This window comes from Marinilabilia salmonicolor JCM 21150 (assembly GCF_000259075.1).
Taxonomy (GTDB): Bacteria; Bacteroidota; Bacteroidia; order Bacteroidales; family Marinilabiliaceae; genus Marinilabilia; species Marinilabilia salmonicolor.
In genome coordinates this window covers 163,843-180,468 of the sequence record NZ_AJKI01000002.1, presented here as the reverse complement: position 1 = coordinate 180,468, position 16,626 = coordinate 163,843, and the positions used below count along the sequence as shown (strand labels likewise).

The 16,626-nt window shown below is 42.5% G+C and carries 18 protein-coding genes; 7 read left to right on the top strand and 11 right to left on the bottom strand.

Annotated features, from left to right (window positions below):
• Positions 1–6: 6 nt before the first annotated feature.
• Positions 7–477 (top strand): Rieske (2Fe-2S) protein, encoded by a 471-nt coding sequence (locus tag W7W_RS0101385; RefSeq protein ID WP_010662081.1) that lies wholly within the window; start codon positions 7–9, stop codon positions 475–477.
• Between the two features lie 80 nt (positions 478–557).
• On the opposite strand, the gene ahcY is transcribed toward W7W_RS0101385, so the two are convergent.
• Both ahcY and W7W_RS0101375 read right to left on the bottom strand, forming a co-directional pair.
• Positions 558–1,958 (bottom strand): adenosylhomocysteinase, encoded by a 1,401-nt coding sequence (ahcY, locus tag W7W_RS0101380; protein ID WP_010662080.1) that lies wholly within the window; start codon positions 1,956–1,958, stop codon positions 558–560.
• Between the two features lie 208 nt (positions 1,959–2,166).
• Entirely contained in the window at positions 2,167–3,120 is a 954-nt protein-coding gene (locus tag W7W_RS0101375; RefSeq protein ID WP_010662079.1) for a bifunctional riboflavin kinase/FAD synthetase, read from the bottom strand.
• Between the two features lie 419 nt (positions 3,121–3,539).
• Between W7W_RS0101375 and W7W_RS0101370 the strand changes: the two genes are divergently transcribed.
• Positions 3,540–4,643 (top strand): SPOR domain-containing protein, encoded by a 1,104-nt coding sequence (locus W7W_RS0101370; RefSeq protein WP_010662078.1) that lies wholly within the window; start codon positions 3,540–3,542, stop codon positions 4,641–4,643.
• 57 nt (positions 4,644–4,700) lie between these two features.
• Entirely contained in the window at positions 4,701–5,867 is a 1,167-nt protein-coding gene (locus tag W7W_RS0101365; RefSeq protein ID WP_010662077.1) for a glycosyltransferase, read from the top strand.
• An 11-nt stretch (positions 5,868–5,878) separates the two neighbouring features.
• On the opposite strand, the gene W7W_RS0101360 is transcribed toward W7W_RS0101365, so the two are convergent.
• The 4 genes from W7W_RS0101360 to W7W_RS0101345 are packed head-to-tail and all read right to left on the bottom strand — an operon-like array spanning position 5,879 to position 8,950.
• A complete protein-coding gene (locus W7W_RS0101360; RefSeq protein WP_025006691.1) occupies positions 5,879–6,709 on the bottom strand; it encodes a metal ABC transporter permease in 831 nt (276 codons plus the stop codon).
• Positions 6,710–6,755: 46 nt separating this feature from the next.
• Positions 6,756–7,553 (bottom strand): metal ABC transporter ATP-binding protein, encoded by a 798-nt coding sequence (locus W7W_RS0101355; RefSeq protein ID WP_238532123.1) that lies wholly within the window; start codon positions 7,551–7,553, stop codon positions 6,756–6,758.
• Positions 7,554–7,589: 36 nt separating this feature from the next.
• Positions 7,590–8,468 (bottom strand): metal ABC transporter solute-binding protein, Zn/Mn family, encoded by an 879-nt coding sequence (locus tag W7W_RS0101350; protein WP_010662074.1) that lies wholly within the window; start codon positions 8,466–8,468, stop codon positions 7,590–7,592.
• A 47-nt stretch (positions 8,469–8,515) separates the two neighbouring features.
• Positions 8,516–8,950, bottom strand: a complete 435-nt coding sequence (locus tag W7W_RS0101345) for a Fur family transcriptional regulator (RefSeq protein WP_010662073.1) — start codon at positions 8,948–8,950, stop codon at positions 8,516–8,518.
• A 299-nt stretch (positions 8,951–9,249) separates the two neighbouring features.
• Here W7W_RS0101345 and trhA point away from each other — a divergent pair, with 299 nt between their 5' ends.
• Both trhA and W7W_RS0101335 read left to right on the top strand, forming a co-directional pair.
• Positions 9,250–9,900, top strand: coding sequence for a PAQR family membrane homeostasis protein TrhA (gene trhA, locus W7W_RS0101340; RefSeq protein ID WP_010662072.1), 651 nt, complete (start codon positions 9,250–9,252; stop codon positions 9,898–9,900).
• Between the two features lie 183 nt (positions 9,901–10,083).
• Positions 10,084–10,488, top strand: coding sequence for a response regulator (locus W7W_RS0101335; RefSeq protein ID WP_010662071.1), 405 nt, complete (start codon positions 10,084–10,086; stop codon positions 10,486–10,488).
• A gap of 187 nt (positions 10,489–10,675) precedes the next feature.
• Here W7W_RS0101335 and W7W_RS0101330 read toward each other — a convergent pair whose 3' ends face one another.
• Positions 10,676–12,259, bottom strand: coding sequence for an amidase (locus tag W7W_RS0101330; RefSeq protein WP_010662070.1), 1,584 nt, complete (start codon positions 12,257–12,259; stop codon positions 10,676–10,678).
• A 245-nt stretch (positions 12,260–12,504) separates the two neighbouring features.
• On the opposite strand from W7W_RS0101330, the gene W7W_RS0101325 reads away from it, so the two are divergent.
• Together W7W_RS0101325 and W7W_RS21520 are read left to right on the top strand one after the other, a co-directional pair.
• The gene (locus W7W_RS0101325) at positions 12,505–13,326 is read left to right on the top strand and encodes an alpha/beta hydrolase (protein ID WP_010662069.1); all 822 of its coding nucleotides are present in this window, start codon (positions 12,505–12,507) and stop codon (positions 13,324–13,326) included.
• A gap of 36 nt (positions 13,327–13,362) precedes the next feature.
• The gene (locus W7W_RS21520; protein WP_010662068.1) at positions 13,363–13,983 is read left to right on the top strand and encodes a class I SAM-dependent methyltransferase; all 621 of its coding nucleotides are present in this window, start codon (positions 13,363–13,365) and stop codon (positions 13,981–13,983) included.
• A gap of 72 nt (positions 13,984–14,055) precedes the next feature.
• On the opposite strand, the gene W7W_RS0101315 is transcribed toward W7W_RS21520, so the two are convergent.
• The 4 genes from W7W_RS0101315 to W7W_RS0101300 form a co-directional block, all read right to left on the bottom strand.
• Positions 14,056–14,562 (bottom strand): MarR family winged helix-turn-helix transcriptional regulator, encoded by a 507-nt coding sequence (locus W7W_RS0101315; RefSeq protein WP_010662067.1) that lies wholly within the window; start codon positions 14,560–14,562, stop codon positions 14,056–14,058.
• Between the two features lie 7 nt (positions 14,563–14,569).
• A complete protein-coding gene (locus W7W_RS0101310; RefSeq protein ID WP_010662066.1) occupies positions 14,570–15,052 on the bottom strand; it encodes a glutathione peroxidase in 483 nt (160 codons plus the stop codon).
• A 193-nt stretch (positions 15,053–15,245) separates the two neighbouring features.
• Positions 15,246–15,650: a LytR/AlgR family response regulator transcription factor gene (locus W7W_RS21515; protein ID WP_010662065.1), complete on the bottom strand. Its 405-nt coding sequence runs from the start codon at positions 15,648–15,650 to the stop codon at positions 15,246–15,248.
• A 40-nt stretch (positions 15,651–15,690) separates the two neighbouring features.
• Positions 15,691–16,404, bottom strand: coding sequence for a hypothetical protein (locus W7W_RS0101300; protein WP_148660797.1), 714 nt, complete (start codon positions 16,402–16,404; stop codon positions 15,691–15,693).
• Positions 16,405–16,626: the final 222 nt, after the last annotated feature.

Sequence of the window (16,626 nt, the reverse complement as noted above, 5' to 3'; positions counted from 1 at the left end):
TTTTGTATGAGTGTATTTTTTTTTCAATTTAAGGATCGGTTTATTAAAGTGACAACTGTTCTTGCCTTTTTTCTTGCCTTTTTTTCATGCAGTGATGCTGTGCGTGATGATTTTCCGCGGCGCAGCTTCGTCGGATATTTTGATCTGAGTTATGCTGAATATTCCCAAAGTGTATTCACTGCCCGACGCGATATGATGAATGATCTTGTCGGTGTTAATGGGATTGTGGTTTACAATTCAGGTGGAACTTATTATGCTTTTGATTTGATGTGTCCTCATGAAAAAAGTACGGGTTGCAGTTTGACGGTTGATTTGGAAGAGGATCCTTCCATTGCTGTTTGTCCATGTTGCGGGTCTCAATATTTATTGGCATCACCTTACGGTGAGGTTATTGAAGGCCCCTCCACCAGGAATCTCCATGTTTATGAAACAGGGGTCAGTGCCAACAACATGCTTGTGGTATCGTCCGGGTACTAATATTTTATTATTGGTGGCAGAGTAATAAAAAACGGGCGATATTACTACCGCCCGTTTATACTTAATGATAGAATTTGGTTTTAGTACCTGTAATGCTCCGGCTTGTATGGGCCTTCCGGGGTCACCCCGATGTAATCTGCCTGCTCCGGAGTCAGTTCGGTGAGTTTTACACCCAGTTTGCCCAGATGCAAACGGGCCACTTCCTCGTCCAGTTTTTTGGAGAGAGTGTAAACACCAATTTCATAACCTTTTTGCCACAGGTCCAACTGAGCCAGTGTCTGATTGGTAAATGAGTTACTCATTACAAAGCTGGGATGCCCGGTGGCATTTCCCAGATTAACCAGACGACCACGGGAAAGAAGCACAATGCTGTGTCCGTCGCTGAAAGTGAACTTATCTACCTGTGGTTTAATATTAGTCTCTTCGATCCCTGGCAGATTTTCCAGTTTTTCCACCTGAATTTCATTGTCGAAATGACCAATGTTACAGACAATCGCCATATCTTTCATTTGCCCCATGTGCTCCACGGTGATAATGTCGCGGTTTCCTGTGGAAGTAATGAAAATGTCAGACTCTTTAACTGCATCTTCCACGGTGGTAACTTCATATCCTTCCATTGCTGCCTGAAGTGCACAAATGGGATCGATTTCGGTTACCAGTACACGAGCACCAAAGCCACGCATACTCTGAGCACATCCTTTACCAACATCACCGAATCCACATACAAGGACTGTTTTTCCGGCTACCATTACATCGGTGGCACGCTTGATTCCATCGGCCAGACTTTCGCGACAACCGTAAAGGTTGTCAAATTTTGATTTGGTAACGGAGTCATTTACGTTGATGGCCGGGAATAGCAACTCTTTGCGCTCCATCATCTGATACAATCTGTGCACTCCGGTGGTGGTCTCTTCACTTACCCCTTTCAGGCCTTTGGCTACCTTATGCCAGCGATCGCTGTTGTTGGTGTGCAGGCGCTTGAGAAGTGCCATTAACTCGCGGAAATCTTCGCCCTCGCCACTGTAATCTTTTTCCAGGATGGCAGGGTTTTTCTCCGCTTCCACCCCTTTGTGTATCATCATAGTGGCATCCCCGCCATCGTCCACAATCAAATCGGGACCTTGTCCATCGCCAAAGTTCAACGCCTGCTCGGTGCACCACCAGTACTCTTCGAGGGTTTCGCCTTTCCATGCAAAAACAGGAACTCCTGACTTAGCTATTGCAGCCGCTGCATGATCCTGAGTGGAATAGATGTTGCAACTGGCCCAGCGAACATCAGCACCGAGTGCAGTCAATGTTTCAATCAGTACCGCAGTTTGCACGGTCATGTGCAGAGAACCCATGATTTTGGCTCCACGCAGAGGTGCTTCCTCAGCAAATTTTTCACGCAATGCCATCAAACCCGGCATCTCCTTTTCTGCGATTTCAATTTCTTTCCGGCCATATTCAGCCAGAGATATGTCTTTAATTTTGTAATCCATATGTTTTAAGTATCTGTTGTTGCGATATGACGTCTGTATTTCCGGGTTATACGCTGGTGTGGCGTGAGGGCAAAACAGGTTTTTCAAAAAAATCTGAGTGCAAAGTTACAAAATAGATATGACATCTAATAAAGTCTTGATTGTGAAAGTATTTGAATTGAATAAAGTGTCCTGCTGTTAAAAACAACAAGCAACCATTAAAAATGTATTACAAACTCCGGATGATTCCTTTTTCCCGGAGTATTGCATTTACTTCTTCTTCATCCTTTCTTAATCGCTCTTTCAGGGCATCTATATTCGAGAACTTGATTTCCGGGCGGGTGCGCATTATAAATTCTACCCGAATTTCTTCTGCATACACTTCTCTATGAAAATTAAAGATGTGCACTTCCATGGATTTTTCACTGTTATCCCCGTCTATGGTCGGTCTTCCACCCACATTGAGCATTCCCCCGTAGTTTTTTCCCAGCAGATGCACTTTGCAGGCATAAACCCCATCGTGGGGGATTAGTTTAATGGATTCGTCCATCCGGATGTTTGCAGTGGGGTATCCAAGCTTTCTGCCCAGTCGTTTACCTCCCACAATTCGTCCTTTTATTGAATAGAATCTTCCCAGAAAACCAGATGCTTCCCAAACGTCTCCATCGCTGATGTAGCGTCGAATAGTTGTGGAGCTGGGTTTGACACCGCCGATGGTTACCGGACCGTAAAAATCCAATCCAAAATGATGTTGTTCTGCCAGTTTTTCCAATTCGGGGCGTGAAATTCCGCCGTGTCCAAACCGATGATTGTAACCGGCAATTAAGTGACTGATGCCTATCTTGCCTGCCAGGTATTTTTGAATGAACTCTTGTGCCGAGAGTGCAGAAAATTCTTTGGTAAATGGTAATATAATGATGTGGTCAATACCGGCCTCACTCAATAAGCGGGTTTTTTCTTCCAATGTTGTCAGCAGTCGAAGTTTTTCAGGCTCCTGACTTAATACAATTCGGGGATGTGGCCAAAATGTAAGGACCACGGATTCGCCGTTGATTTGTTTGGCTTTTTGAATCAATGATGTTAATAGAGCCAGGTGTCCTTTGTGAACGCCATCAAACATTCCCATTGTCAGCACAGGCCGTGTTGCCTGAAAACCTTCTATATCTGATTTTATTTTAACCATTGGACAAGTTACAGTTTCTGCTTTTCCGTGAAATAATACTCCGGAATTGCCCCAAAGTTACAAATGTTTATCGGGTCGGACCAAAAGAACCTGTTATTCTCGGTTCTTCGGATTTAGCCGATTTTTAAGCAAAATGATAATGTGTCAAAGTAAAGAGAAATAGTGCCTGTCCATAAACTAAGCGTTTTTCACATGTTTTAGATAGAAAGTTCAAATTCAAGGCGTGTGAAAAATCTAAACCGCCGAATACTAATGTATTTGAGGATTTAGATTTTGAGCAACAACGCAGAAGTTGGACTTTATAGACAAACACCAAATAGTATTTGTTCGGGTGATAAAATATAAAGAATTTTATTTTTGTGTAAAACTCGCTATATTTATTTTCTGAAAATGATTGTATTTAAAACCATTAGTGGGGTATGGAACAATATTTACTTGAATTAATAAAAAGTAATAATCGGGTTATTGTGCCTAATTTCGGGGCTTTTATTGTCTCCAGGGATAGTGGCACCACCGTGTTATTCAACAACTTCCTGAGTTTTAATGACGGGTTGCTCATAAATCATGTCAGTACTCAAAAAGGTATTCAAACTACAGAAGCTACCGATATGGTCTCTGAGTTTGTGGATAAGATTAAGAAAGAATTGGATGAGCAGGGAGAATATACCATCGAAAAGCTTGGTACATTCACCAAAGATCAGAATGGTATTCTCCGCTTCACACAGGATCCGCATCTGGCAGATCTTTTGCCCGATGACAAGGCCGAAAAAGAATCAAAGAGCGCAACCGGTGATGCACAATTACTTGATATTGATAACAATGCCCCTGAAGATCCGGCTGCTGAAGAAAAGGAAAAAGCTGAAGAGAAGCAAAAGGGTAAAAAGGCTTCAGAAGTTAAAAGTGACGGTAAGCTTCTGAATCTGGATGAAAAGAAAGAGGAATCGGATAAAAAACAGCCCCCGAAGGGAGACAAAACAACTGCCCGGAATAAAAAACCAGAGGCCTCTGCATCAGGCGGAAAGACCACGGTGGTTCAAAAGGAAAAACGAAACGGGCTGCCGCCCTGGCTGATAGCTTTGCTTATTCTTATCCCCATCGTACTGATTGTGTTGTATTTTCTTTTTTGGACAGGTGAGGATAAAAAGAAGGAACCTGAAGTTGTGAAAAAAGAGGTGGTGGATACATTGGCTGCTAAACGAAAAGCAGATAGTATTGCTATGGTTAAAGCCCGGGAAGAAGAACACCTGCGTAAAGAAGAGGAAGCTCGTAAGAAAGCTGAAGCAGAGAAAGCCAAAGGGCCAAGACATCATATTATTGTTGGTAGTTTCAAAGAGAAAGCCAATGCAGAGAAGCTGGTGAAAAAGCTTAAAGCAAATGGCTTTGTGGACGCTTCTGTTTTGCCTTACAACAATATGGTGCTGGTGAGTGCTGTTTCTTATGAGTCGGTGCTTAAAGCACGAGAAGCTCAGGAACGAGTCTTGCAGGAGCAAAAAATGGAAAACTGGATTCTTACAAAAAAATGATCTGCTGAACCGGTTTTATTCTATGGTAGTTTAGGATTTTTAATAACATTATAAAAAATGCGGGTGGTCATTGTTCTGTGCAAAGCCACCCGCTTCTTTTTCAAAATGATCTGGATTTCTGCATCAACGTTTATTATCATTGCCGGTTATATATTATTGATTCTCTACTTTTTGAAAGGATGGAATCGTCTTCCTGAAATTAATACGAAACATCGTTCCCGACGAAGCGTTTTTATTTCGGTGGTGATTCCATTTCGAAATGAAGAGAGTAATTTGATGAAACTTGTGGAAGATATTGGCAGGCAGCGATTTTCCTTTCATCACCTGGAGGTGGTGATGGTGGATGATCATTCTGCAGACAATGGAGTTGAGTTGTTGCATGAATTGCAAATAAAATGCAACTGGCTGCGGGTGGAATCTTCACCTGCGCATGGGAAAAAGGCTGCCCTCCGGCATGGAGTTTCTGCTGCAACCGGGGAGTTGATTGTGGCAACGGACGCTGATTGCCACTTTGGACGAGACTGGCTTCAGACCATTTCTGAAACCTATATCAATCAGAATCCGGATATGATTATTATGCCTGTCGGGATGGAGCAGGGGACTGGTTTGCTGGGAGCATTTCAGCAAAATGATTATCTGGCATTGCAGATGGTTACAGCAGGGGCTGCAGGTTGTCGTGTCCCGGTGATTGGGAGTGGAGCTAATCTTGCCTTTAAGAAGAAATCCTATCTGGAAACAGCCAGGAAAATCCCGGGAGCAAAATATTTGTCCGGTGATGATGTGTTCCTTCTTCATGCTTTTAAGGCCGAAGGATTTAAGATTACCTACCTTAAGTCGGCACAGGCAATGGTAAAAACTCATCCCGCTTCAGGATGGAAGCACTTTTTGTTACAGCGTATGAGGTGGGGAGGAAAAAGTAAAGGATATACTGATATTCGGGCGAAATTGGTGGCATTGATGATTTTGGTAACGAACAGCTGGTTGACGGTACTTCCTTTTTTTGCTGTTAGTGACTTCAGAGTTCTGTTTTTGTGGTTGGGAGCTATGGCAATGAAAATAATTGTTGACCGGATGCTTATAAATCAGGGAAAGGACTTTTTTGCTGTCTCTTCCGGGACATTTCGATTCCTTGCTTTTTCGTTTTTGTATCCTCCTTATATTTTTGTTGCCGGAATTGGCAGCCTTTTTATCCGGGAACGATGGAAAGACAGAACCGGAAAATGAGTGTTAGCGGTTTACATTCGTGATTGGTTTCTTTTTTTTATCAGAACAATTGTTTTTGAAATAAGAAACTGCAAGGTGAGCATAAAAATAATTGCTGCGCTTCCCGGAATGTCAAAGGCCGATGCTGCTATTAGTCCCAGAATGGAGCCACTGATGCCGAAAAGTACTGATCCTTTGATGATACCGGAAAATTTCCCGTAAAAAAGAAGGGCGGTATTTTGTGGAATGGTGAAAATACTTAGCACCAGGATAATGCCCATTACACGAATGGATAATACAATGGCGACCGCCACCAGAATGGCCATGCTGTTTCGGATGAATGTAACAGGAACACCCCTGGTACGGGCAAATTCAGGGTCGAAAGCGGTGTCCACAACAGGCCGGTATAATATTATGAAGAAGAGTGAGGTGACTACCAAAACTACTGCAAGGACAAGGATGTCTGCCATCCCCACGGACAAAATGCTCCCAAATAAAAAACTCATCAAATTTGGAGTATAGCCCGGGGTGAGGAAAACAAAAATGATTCCCAGTGCCATTCCCAGTGACCACAGAATGGCGATGGCACTGTCTTCTCTCATTTTCCCTCTGGTTGAAATCCATTCAATTCCCAGAGATGCGCCTATGGCAAACACAACTGCCCCCAGAAACGGGTTTAGTCCAAAAAAATAGGCCATCCCAATCCCTCCGAAAGAAGCGTGCGTAATGCCTCCGCTGATAAAAACAACCTTGCGACTTACGATATAAGTACCTATCAGTGCTGCCAGCGCGCTGGTGAGAATGGCAGCCATCAGTGCATTTTGGAAGAACTGATATTCGAAAAGTGAGATTATATTTTGCATGGTCATTTCTTTATGTGATTGAATGTTGGATTTCAGGAGGTGTTTGTTATTCGTGATCTTTCAGCACTCTGTGTGGCACCGGACCATGTGCTATCAGATCAATAGGGCAGTTGTAAACTTTTAGTACATCTGCAGTCAGTACATTCGATGGATGATAATGCAGCGTTCCATTTACGCAGGCAATGGTTTTTACCATGGAAGAGATGGTTCCTATGTCGTGGGATATCAGGAATATCGCCATTGTTTGGTTCAGGTCTTCGAGGAGAGCGTATAGTTCTTTTTCGAAACTTCTGTCCACAAAAGTATCGGGTTCGTCCAATACCAGCAGTTGAGGATCGTTTATGATAGCTCTGGCCAGCAATGCCCTTTGAAACTGGCCACCGGATAATTGGCCCACGGGACGGTTGCCCAGGCCTGAGAGTCCTGTTTTGTATATTAGATAATCGGCCTTTGCCTTATTTTCCTTCGACAGGGACTTCCACCAGGTTTTTGGACGGGCCATTCCTGAGAGAATCACATCTTTTACGGATACAGGAAATGAATGATCTATTTGTGAAACCTGTGGAAGGTAGCCGATATTGGGACGACCGGCCGGAAAAGATACTTTGCCGGAGAGCGGGTTGAGAATCCCCAGCAATACCTTGGAGAGTGTTGTTTTTCCGCCTCCGTTTGGACCAATTACGCCTAAAAAATCATTTGGGTGTATATCAAGGTTTACATTCTTTAAAACGGGAGTTCCGTTGTATCCTGCAGATAAGTTTTGTATGGAAACCAGCGGTTTGGACATCTCTTTTGGTCTATTTAGTGCCCGTCTATAATGTCGGGAAAGTTTGTAAAAAGTCATGTGTTTGGTCAGTACATGGTACTTTATGGACAGACTCTATTTAAGATGATTACTCAGAAGTTCACGAATATTCTTCATGGTGGCAGGCCAGTTGTATCCCAGAGGATTGATGACGACGAGCTGAGCCCCGGTTGCCTCACGGACCATCTCTGCGTTTCGCTGGTCAAACTCTGCCTGTATGAATATGATTTTTATCTTCTCTTCTAAGGCTTTGTCTATTAGCTCTTTGAGTTTTGCAGGCGAGGGCTCTTTACCTTCATACTCAATGGATATTTGTTCCAGGCCATAATCTCGTGCAAGGTAGGTTAGAGCCGGGTGGAAAATCATAAACTTATTGGACTTTTCCTGATCTGAGAGGGTGGAGAAATTATTGTGAATGGTTTCCACTTCCGTGAGTAATCTCAAAAAATTGGCATCGATAATTTTCTTATCCTGAGGGAAATTTTTAATCAGTACGTTTTTCAGATCAGGCAGTAATTCCATAACTATCTTAGGTGACATCCAGATATGGGGATCAATTCCCCCCTCATGCATGTGGTCACCATGTTGGTGATCTTCACCTTTGATGAGTTGAATATTTTTGCTCAGATTTAAAACGTCCATGTCCGGATTGAGTTCTTTTAATCTGTGCATCCATGCATCTTCGAATCCCAGATGGCCTGCCTGAACATAAACGCTGGCTGATGACAGAGCCATAAGTTGACTGGTTGTTGGAGCGTAGGTGGCAGGACTGGATCCCATGGGGACCATTACACTCACGGGCACCCTTTCTGACATTAACTGGTCCACAAAGTACCGGAATGGTTCAATGGTCACGGCAACTCCTTTTTCTTCTGTTTTGCTTGAAGAACAAGAGCCCAAAGTAAAAAGTGTAAGCATAATGGCCCCTGTTATGTAAATGAATCTATTAATCATGGCTAACTATTGATTTTTAGTGATTCTCTGGTGATAGTTGAATTATGTCATTGTGTTTGAGTCTGATTCTTTTGGCTACATGTGTCGCAGATTCCTTCAACAACCAAACGCGCTGATGAAAATTGAAATCCCTCCGGCAGATCTGATAAGTCCACGTCCAGTTGTGGCATGCACAGTAGTTTGTGGCATTTTGTGCAATAAAAATGTGCATGATCGCTTTTCCGAAACCGGCCGGCTATTTTGAACTTCTGTGTTTCCCCGTTGAGCACAATTTTATGAACAATCCCTTTTTCTGTAAAAAGTCTTAGTGTGCGGTAAAGGGTTACCCTGTCAGTTTCTGGAGGCAGTTTTTCTTCAATTTCTTTTTGGGTAAGGGCCACGCCGTCTCCCCACAGGTGGCTAAGAACCTGTTTCCGTATGATTGTCCCTGCAAGTCCATGGGTTTTAAGAAACGATGAAATGTCTTTATTGTTTGCAACCATGTTGCAATATTAAGCAATTCTAAATTAAAATGCAACCGTGTTGCAAGTGCTTTCATTTTGTTAATCGGTGTATTGGTCTCAGGTAAAACAAGTGATCCCATATTGCCCCATTTCTTTTTACTGCAATGCTGGAGCCATTGATCTATCATCCGATGATTGTGTGGTAGGGAATACGAGGCAATATTGAATATGTTAGGGGCAATACAAATTGCGGTACACAAGCGCGGAAAGAGTTTACACCGAAGAAAAAATAATGGTTTGGCACCTGATATAACCTGTAATGTCGTACTTTTGCATTCATGCCAAAATCAGCGTTAACACTAAATACCTACTCCCCTCAGGAAGAGAAACTCAATGTTGCCAGCCATGGTGTTGGGTTTGTCCTGAGTTTAGTAGCTTTGTTTTTTCTTGTCAAACAATCTGTTGAACTACAGTCGATCTGGCATTGGTTGGGATATTTGATATATGGTTTTAGCCAGATTGTTGTCTTTGGCGCCTCTACTTTGTATCATTCAGCCCAAAATCCCCGAAATAGATATCGGTTAAAAGTTTTTGATCATGCTGCCATTTATATTTCAATTGCAGGAACTTATACTCCTTTCACATTGATTGTTATTCGCGAAGAGTGGGGGTGGCCATTGTTTATTGCTGTCTGGACGATGGCTCTTGCGGGAGTGATTCTGAAAATATTTTATGCAGGTAGATATAAAGTTCTCTCAACCATTGGCTATGTAGTGATGGGGTGGGTAATGGTTGTTGCTATTAAGCCTTTGTTGGAGCATCTGGCACTTGCCGGACTCCTCTGGATTGCTGCCGGAGGACTGCTTTATACTGTTGGGGCTGTTTTGTATCAGATAGGAAAGATTCCTTACAATCATGCCATCTTTCATTTTTTTGTACTTGCCGCCGCTGTTTGCCATTTTATAGCAGTATTTTTTTATGCAGTGTGAGAGGTCTTATTACGCGTTGATCCGGTTAGGTGGTTGGCAGATATTGGGTGTTCATCTCTTTGTAGGGAGATAATTTTTTATTTGGTTTTTGCTTTGGCTGGAAATTTTGACGAAACGCTACCTTTTATTGATTAAGAAACTTTTTATAGAGACTTAGCGTACAAAAAAGAAAATAAGGAATGGATGACTGAGAAGAGAACTGCCATATTGATTTGTGAGGACGACAGGCTGATGGCTGAAATTGCAGAGCAGGTGCTTTCGGATGATACATGTGAGCTTAAAATTGTGGAAAATGGTGCCAGAGCCATCGATGAATTGAAGAAGAAAGCTTACGATCTGGTAATTACGGATGCAATAATGCCCGAGCGCAACGGATTGGAAGTCACCAGTTTTATTCGGAGGCACCAACGATTGGATACCCCTGTTTTAATGCTTTCAGGCATTTCAGATCTTAGATATGTGAGAGAAGCCAAAGAGAAGGGGGTTAATGATTTTCTCTCTAAGCCTTTTTCAGCTGAAAGACTTCGTAGAAAGGTCAGTCAGCTTCTTAAAAAGAATCTTTTTGTCTCCTCTGGATTGGTGGTCTAGTTTGTCTTTTGTTTGGTGCAAAAATCCTTCATTCGTTAAATATTTTGTAATTGCCAGATAAAAAACAATTAAAAAATTGAGAATTCCTCGGAAGAACCCCTTGGCTCTTACATAATATGTTATAAACTTATTTACTTGTGATATTTATGATTTAAAGATATCATGTTCGTTTTATTGGTAATTATTATTAAAAATCTTCTATAAACCGGGGTGCTTTCCGGTGCTTCGTAGCCTGCTCATAAGCGTAAGTCACTTCCAGCAATGCTGGTTCACTCCAGGCAAGGCCAAAAAAGGAGATTCCCACAGGCAATTCTTCAACAAAGCCCATTGGAACCGTTATGATCGGATAACCTGCCATTGCCGCAGGGCCTGAACTTCCCAGTTGAAAGCTGTCTCCGTTTATGTGATCGGTTTTCCACGCCGGACTGCCGGTTGGGGCAATGATGGCATCAAGGTTCAATTCGGCCATTACTTTATCGATTCCATTGGTTTGTGCGCCTTCTTGCATGCTTTTAAGGGCTTTCTGATAAGATTCTGAGGGCAAATTCTCCTTTTCATTGGCCATTTCAAGATATGCCTGGTTGAAAAACTGAAGTTCTACAGAGTCCTGATGGTTAAAGTCGATTAACTCATTCAGATTTTTAATTCGGGCTTTCGGACCAAGCGATTGGAGGTATTGGTTTAGTCCGTTTTTGTATTCAAAAAGCATGACCTCAAATGAATGATTTCCGGTTCCTGATTCCACTAACTGTTCAATTTTTATAAGTTCAGCTCCGGCAGCCACTAAATCTTTTTTGGCTAAACTAAACAGGGAATCAACTTTGAAATTGGCACCCAGAGGGTCCTGATAAATGCCAATTCGTTTTCCTTTGAGTCCGTCTTTGTTCAGGAATTTTGTGTAGTCCGGTTGAATATGCCCCGCGCTTTGAAGGGTTTTTACATCAGTGGAATCGGTTCCTGTAAGGGCAGAAAGACAGATGGCTACGTCGGTCACGGTTCGTCCCATAGGGCCGGGGGAGTCCTGAGTGAATGAGATGGGAATGACTCCTGTACGACTGACAAGGCCTACCGTTGGTTTTAGCCCTACAATTCCATTAGCGTGAGAAGGACAAACAATCGAACCGTTGGTTTCGGTGCCTATGGCAAGCATGGTTAAATTTGCCGATACTGCTACACCGGAACCTGAACTGGATCCACATGGATTGCGACTCAGGATATATGGGTTTTTGGTTTGTCCTCCAACCCCACTCCAACCGCTTGGCGAAAGCTCTCCCCGAAAGTTGGCCCACTCGCTCAAATTGGCTTTGCCCAGAATAACGGCCCCAGCCTCCCGGAGTTTTCGGGCCACAAAACTGTCCTGTAACGGGAAGGAGTTTTTTAAGGCTCTGGATCCTGCCGTGGTTGGCATTTTGTCGTGCGTGTCAATGTTGTCTTTTAGCACCACGGGAATGCCATGCAGTGGTCCTCTAACCTTTCCGGAAGCACGCTCTTCATCTAGCCTTGCTGCAATTGCTATCGCATCAGGATTTACTACAATCATTGAATTGATTGCCGGACCGGAGGCATCAATGGACTGAATCCTTGAAATATAGGCCTTTACCACTTCTTCAGCTGTGAATTCTCCTTTTTCATAACCCGCTTGCATTTGAGGTATATCGAATTCCAGAAATCTGAAATCGTTGTAATTGCTTTCCTGAGGGTAGGGAATGCAGGACGAGATGATGGGTGAGAGAAGAATCACCATCAATGTGAGTTTAGAAATTTTGTTCATAAGATATGGATTTATGCAAATGGCGCCTGAGGGTACAAGGTAAGAATTTGGATTCAATATTAGGAAATAATGGAATTTTGGTTTGTGGAGGAAGGGCCCCTATATTTATAGCAATGTGCAATATAATTGCTTTCGACGCTAAAGGTGTTTTATATTCGTTGTTTTTTGAAACGCGTTGCAAAATAAGTATGCATCTTTGTGAGGAATAGTTTTTTTAATATTCAAAACCTTTTAATTTTTCAAAAATGAAAAATATTCAACTCCTTTTAGTCCTGATGCTATTTGTTGCCTTACATAGTGCCGCTCAGGAAACTGCCTGCATAACCGAACAAAATATTCACTACTATCCGGAAGATGTGAATCAGTCTGATGCATACATTAATGAGCGTTGTGTGCTAGATATTTATTATCCAACGGATGAGGAAACTTTTGGTACCATTGTCTGGTTTCATGGGGGTGGATTAACACAGGGACAGAAAGAAATACCGGAAGCATTAAAAAATAAAGGAGTTTGTGTTGTTGGAGTAAGTTACAGATTGCATCCCAAAGTTAAGTCCCCAAAATATGTGGAGGATGCAGCTGCCGCTGTTGCCTGGACGATTAAAAATATTGAAGATTATGGCGGTGATTCTACGCTTGTTTTTGTTTCAGGGCATTCGGCTGGTGGATATCTGACTAGTATGATTGGGCTGGATAAACGCTGGCTGGCTGAATTTGGCGTGGATGCCAATCAAATTGCAGGGCTGATCCCTTTTAGCGGACATACCATTACGCATTTTACCATCAGACAAGAGCGGGGCATCCCCGGAACTCAGCCTGTTGTTGACGATATGGCTCCTTTGTTTCATGTGCGCGCTGATGCTCCTCCTTTATTGCTGATTACGGGCGACCGTGAAAAAGAGATGCTCGGGCGCTATGAAGAGAATGCTTTTTTGATGCGCATGATGAAGGTCGTTGGCCATAAAGAAACCCGTCTTTATGAGATGGACGGGTATGGTCATGGAATGACATTTCCGGCTTTCCCGCTGCTGCTGGAGGAAGTGAAGAGAATTTCAGAGGATCGTTAATTTGTATATTTGTCGGATAATAAAACGGTAGTTATCATGAAGTTTAGTAAGACCTTCGGAGCAGTTTATGATTATCTGATGTTCTTCATAGAGAAGCCATGGCTAAAAATGAGAAGGGCCAGGTTGCTGACGGGTCTTTCAGGAAAAGTGCTTGAAGTGGGGGTTGGGACAGGGACCAATCTTCGGTATTACAATCGTGAAACAGAAGTTACCGGCATTGAGCCGTCCCCGCACATGATTAAACGAGCCCTTAGGAAAAGAGATCTATTGCTTTTTCCTGAAAAAATCAATTTGCATCATACCGGATGTGGCTATGATGACATGGTTAACCTGGTAGATCCGGAGTCCCTTGATGCTGTTGTTTGTACGCTGGTGCTTTGTACAATCCCGAATCCGGAAATGGCGCTTGGGAATTTTATGAAATGGCTAAAACCAGGTGGTCGCTTTTTGGTGCTGGAGCATATCCGTTCGCACAATCATTCAGCCGGTAAAATACAGGATTTTCTTACTCCCACATGGGCTAAAATTGCAGAGGGTTGCCAACTCAACAGGCCAACAGATAAAATGATTTTGCAGGCGGGTTTTCAGTTGATCAGGGAAGATCACTTTAAAATTGGAATCCCTTTTTATGAGGCAGAGTACCGAAAGCCTGATTGACTAACAAACCGGGGACGTCTTGCTGTGCTATCGCTGCCATGAAAATACGTTGGAGCAATGTTTGTCGTCGGGTTAGAGCAAATTTTCTTTATCCGAAAGATATTTGATGATGGCATTTAATCTGTCGCGTAAGTCGATAATGTCATTTACCTCCATACCCTCTGACAGCAGGCCGGTCAATAGTTTTTCCGGAATTTCCGCTGCCTCGTGTTGCATTCTTTCACCTTTTTCGGTCAACGCTACAATGACTTTACGTTCATCATCCTCAGATCTTCGTCTGGTAAGAATCCCCTGATTCATCATTCGCTTCAGTAACGGGGTTAAAGTATTGGTGTTGAGGATTAGCTTGGAGGATATTTCTTTGACTGTTAGGGAGCTATGTTCCCACAATACCATTAACACCAGATATTGAGGATAAGTGATGCCGAGCTTGTTCAGATGAGGTTGATACTCACGGGTGATAAGGCGTGATGCGGCATATACCGGAAAGCACAGTTGGTTTTCGAGTTTTAATTGTTCGTAGGCCATTGTGAGTGGATTGGAGGGAACCGGTAAGTTCGATTCCCTGTTGTTTTGCATTGCAAAGTTAATTCAAAATCGTTTGCAAATACTTATCTATTTCCTCCGGTTTGGTAGTTGGGGCGAACCTCTTGAGGGGCTTTCCCTCTTTGTCAATCACAAACTTTGTGAAATTCCATTTGATTATGCCGCCAAATAAACCGCTTAGCGTCTTTTTCAGATAATTGAAGATGGGATGGGCTTCGTTGCCGTTGACATTGATCTTTTCGAACATGGGAAAGGTTACCCCATAGTTGGTGTAGCAGGTTTCGGAGATAGCTTTCTCATCACCGGGCTCCTGATTGGCAAACTGGTTACAGGGGAACCCAAGAATTACCAGTCCTTTGTCTTTGTATTTTTTGTACAGTGCCTCCAAACCTTCATATTGCGGTGTAAGTCCACACTTGCTTGCAGTATTAACTACAATCACCGTTTTCCCTTTGTAGGTATCCATTGTCACTTCTTTGCCGAAAAGCGTTTTCGCTGAGAATTGATAAAAATTATTTTCCATGTTCTTAAATTTTCAGTTAATCGTTGGTTGAAAAAAATCGCAGGCAACTAAATCGTGCACGATGCAAATATAAGAACATTTTTATTTTCCAACTACAGAAACAGTAAAAAAAATGGTGGATGGTGACCTTTTACAAAAGTGATGGTTTTATGCTGGCTGTTTTTTTAAAGAAGGTTACTTCCCCGGAGGAATTTTACCGATCCATCCATTCCTTAAAACCATTTACACGTTCCCGACTAACTAATAAAAGGTGGATTTCCGATAGTCCGGAAAGCTTAATTTTCAGCCGGCTTGATGAATAGGCCACCACATCCTCTATCGCCGAATAGTTTACAATGTAGTTCCGGTTTATTCTGAAGAACCGGTCAGGATCGACCAGTTCTTCAATTTTCTCCAACGAGTAATCCAATGCATAGGTTTTCCCGATTCGCGAATGAATAAATGTGCAGCGTTCTTCGATAAAGAAACAGTCAATATCTGTGACCGGTATGGACTTAAAGTGCTCCCCTACTTTTATCAGAAATCGTTCTTTACGTTTTCCCGGAAACATTTTTAATACCGTCTCCAGATTTAGCTGGCTTTCTGGCTGCAAATGCATCGACAGGTATTTATCCACAGCTTGTTTTAGCTCCTTTGGATCAATGGGTTTCAGCAAATAATATCACGTCTGTAACCACATCTTCTGTCATGGTTGCCATCTCAATTTCTTTGTCCTCAAGAGATACATAGATTTCACCCCAATAATGACTTCGTCCTGTCATTTTCATGTTTTCGAGATTTACATGTAACGGATTGTTCATTGTGGAGTATTTGATGAGGGCACAGTTCTCCTGGTTTAGCATCGTTATTCCAAGCCAGGTAACCTCTGCGTTCCTATTCTCAAAACTGCCCTGCCCCGAAAGATCCATCTCCTGATTGTTTATTTGTTTGTCGCGGTATGGTTGATTCAACTTCAGATTGTCCCAGTTTCCATAAGCAAACCAGTATATTCCTGCCACATCCCAGATGAGGTTGCGTACTCTAATGTCTGTTTGAGGAATCTCCCGGAAGAAATCGACAGACAAAATATTCTGATCCTGAATATAGGAGAAATTATCGATATATTCTTGTCTTTCTCCTTCAGAAAAGGATGCTTCTTTATCAGGAGCACTTGCAATTCGAATGTTATTCCATTTTATTGAATCTCCTGGAAGTCCTGTGGTATATACACCGGAAACACGTGTTTTAGTTCTGAAATTTCCTTTCAGGTCATAGTCCATATAATCGGTGATAATATGGAAAGTTCGTCTTTTACTATGATCAAGCTCAATATCATTCGGGAGATGATCCGGGAGTTCAACATTTGTAATCATTTGTCCTTTTATGGGGCAAATGAAAATGCCTGCAACCAAGCCGGCTAAGATAAATGATTTGCATTTCATTGTCTATTGATTTTAAGGTTAATAATAGACAAAGAACGACTTCTTCCGTTCGAAAAGAAAAAACATTGTGCAGAGTTGTAGGATTCTGGTGCCCGGCTGGAGAATTGGGATTCTAAATCGTTTATCATTTTAATTTCGGGCTTTATCACATGA

Coding starts and splice junctions, on each gene's coding strand:
- W7W_RS0101385 (WP_010662081.1), top strand. CDS start 7: ATGAGTGTATTTTTTTTTCAATTTAAGGATCGGTTTATTAAAGTGACA.
- ahcY (WP_010662080.1), bottom strand. CDS start 1,958: ATGGATTACAAAATTAAAGACATATCTCTGGCTGAATATGGCCGGAAA.
- W7W_RS0101375 (WP_010662079.1), bottom strand. CDS start 3,120: ATGGTTAAAATAAAATCAGATATAGAAGGTTTTCAGGCAACACGGCCT.
- W7W_RS0101370 (WP_010662078.1), top strand. CDS start 3,540: ATGGAACAATATTTACTTGAATTAATAAAAAGTAATAATCGGGTTATT.
- W7W_RS0101365 (WP_010662077.1), top strand. CDS start 4,701: ATGCGGGTGGTCATTGTTCTGTGCAAAGCCACCCGCTTCTTTTTCAAA.
- W7W_RS0101360 (WP_025006691.1), bottom strand. CDS start 6,709: ATGCAAAATATAATCTCACTTTTCGAATATCAGTTCTTCCAAAATGCA.
- W7W_RS0101355 (WP_238532123.1), bottom strand. CDS start 7,553: ATGACTTTTTACAAACTTTCCCGACATTATAGACGGGCACTAAATAGA.
- W7W_RS0101350 (WP_010662074.1), bottom strand. CDS start 8,468: ATGATTAATAGATTCATTTACATAACAGGGGCCATTATGCTTACACTT.
- W7W_RS0101345 (WP_010662073.1), bottom strand. CDS start 8,950: ATGGTTGCAAACAATAAAGACATTTCATCGTTTCTTAAAACCCATGGA.
- trhA (WP_010662072.1), top strand. CDS start 9,250: ATGCCAAAATCAGCGTTAACACTAAATACCTACTCCCCTCAGGAAGAG.
- W7W_RS0101335 (WP_010662071.1), top strand. CDS start 10,084: ATGACTGAGAAGAGAACTGCCATATTGATTTGTGAGGACGACAGGCTG.
- W7W_RS0101330 (WP_010662070.1), bottom strand. CDS start 12,259: ATGAACAAAATTTCTAAACTCACATTGATGGTGATTCTTCTCTCACCC.
- W7W_RS0101325 (WP_010662069.1), top strand. CDS start 12,505: ATGAAAAATATTCAACTCCTTTTAGTCCTGATGCTATTTGTTGCCTTA.
- W7W_RS21520 (WP_010662068.1), top strand. CDS start 13,363: ATGAAGTTTAGTAAGACCTTCGGAGCAGTTTATGATTATCTGATGTTC.
- W7W_RS0101315 (WP_010662067.1), bottom strand. CDS start 14,562: ATGCAAAACAACAGGGAATCGAACTTACCGGTTCCCTCCAATCCACTC.
- W7W_RS0101310 (WP_010662066.1), bottom strand. CDS start 15,052: ATGGAAAATAATTTTTATCAATTCTCAGCGAAAACGCTTTTCGGCAAA.
- W7W_RS21515 (WP_010662065.1), bottom strand. CDS start 15,650: ATGCATTTGCAGCCAGAAAGCCAGCTAAATCTGGAGACGGTATTAAAA.
- W7W_RS0101300 (WP_148660797.1), bottom strand. CDS start 16,404: ATGATTACAAATGTTGAACTCCCGGATCATCTCCCGAATGATATTGAG.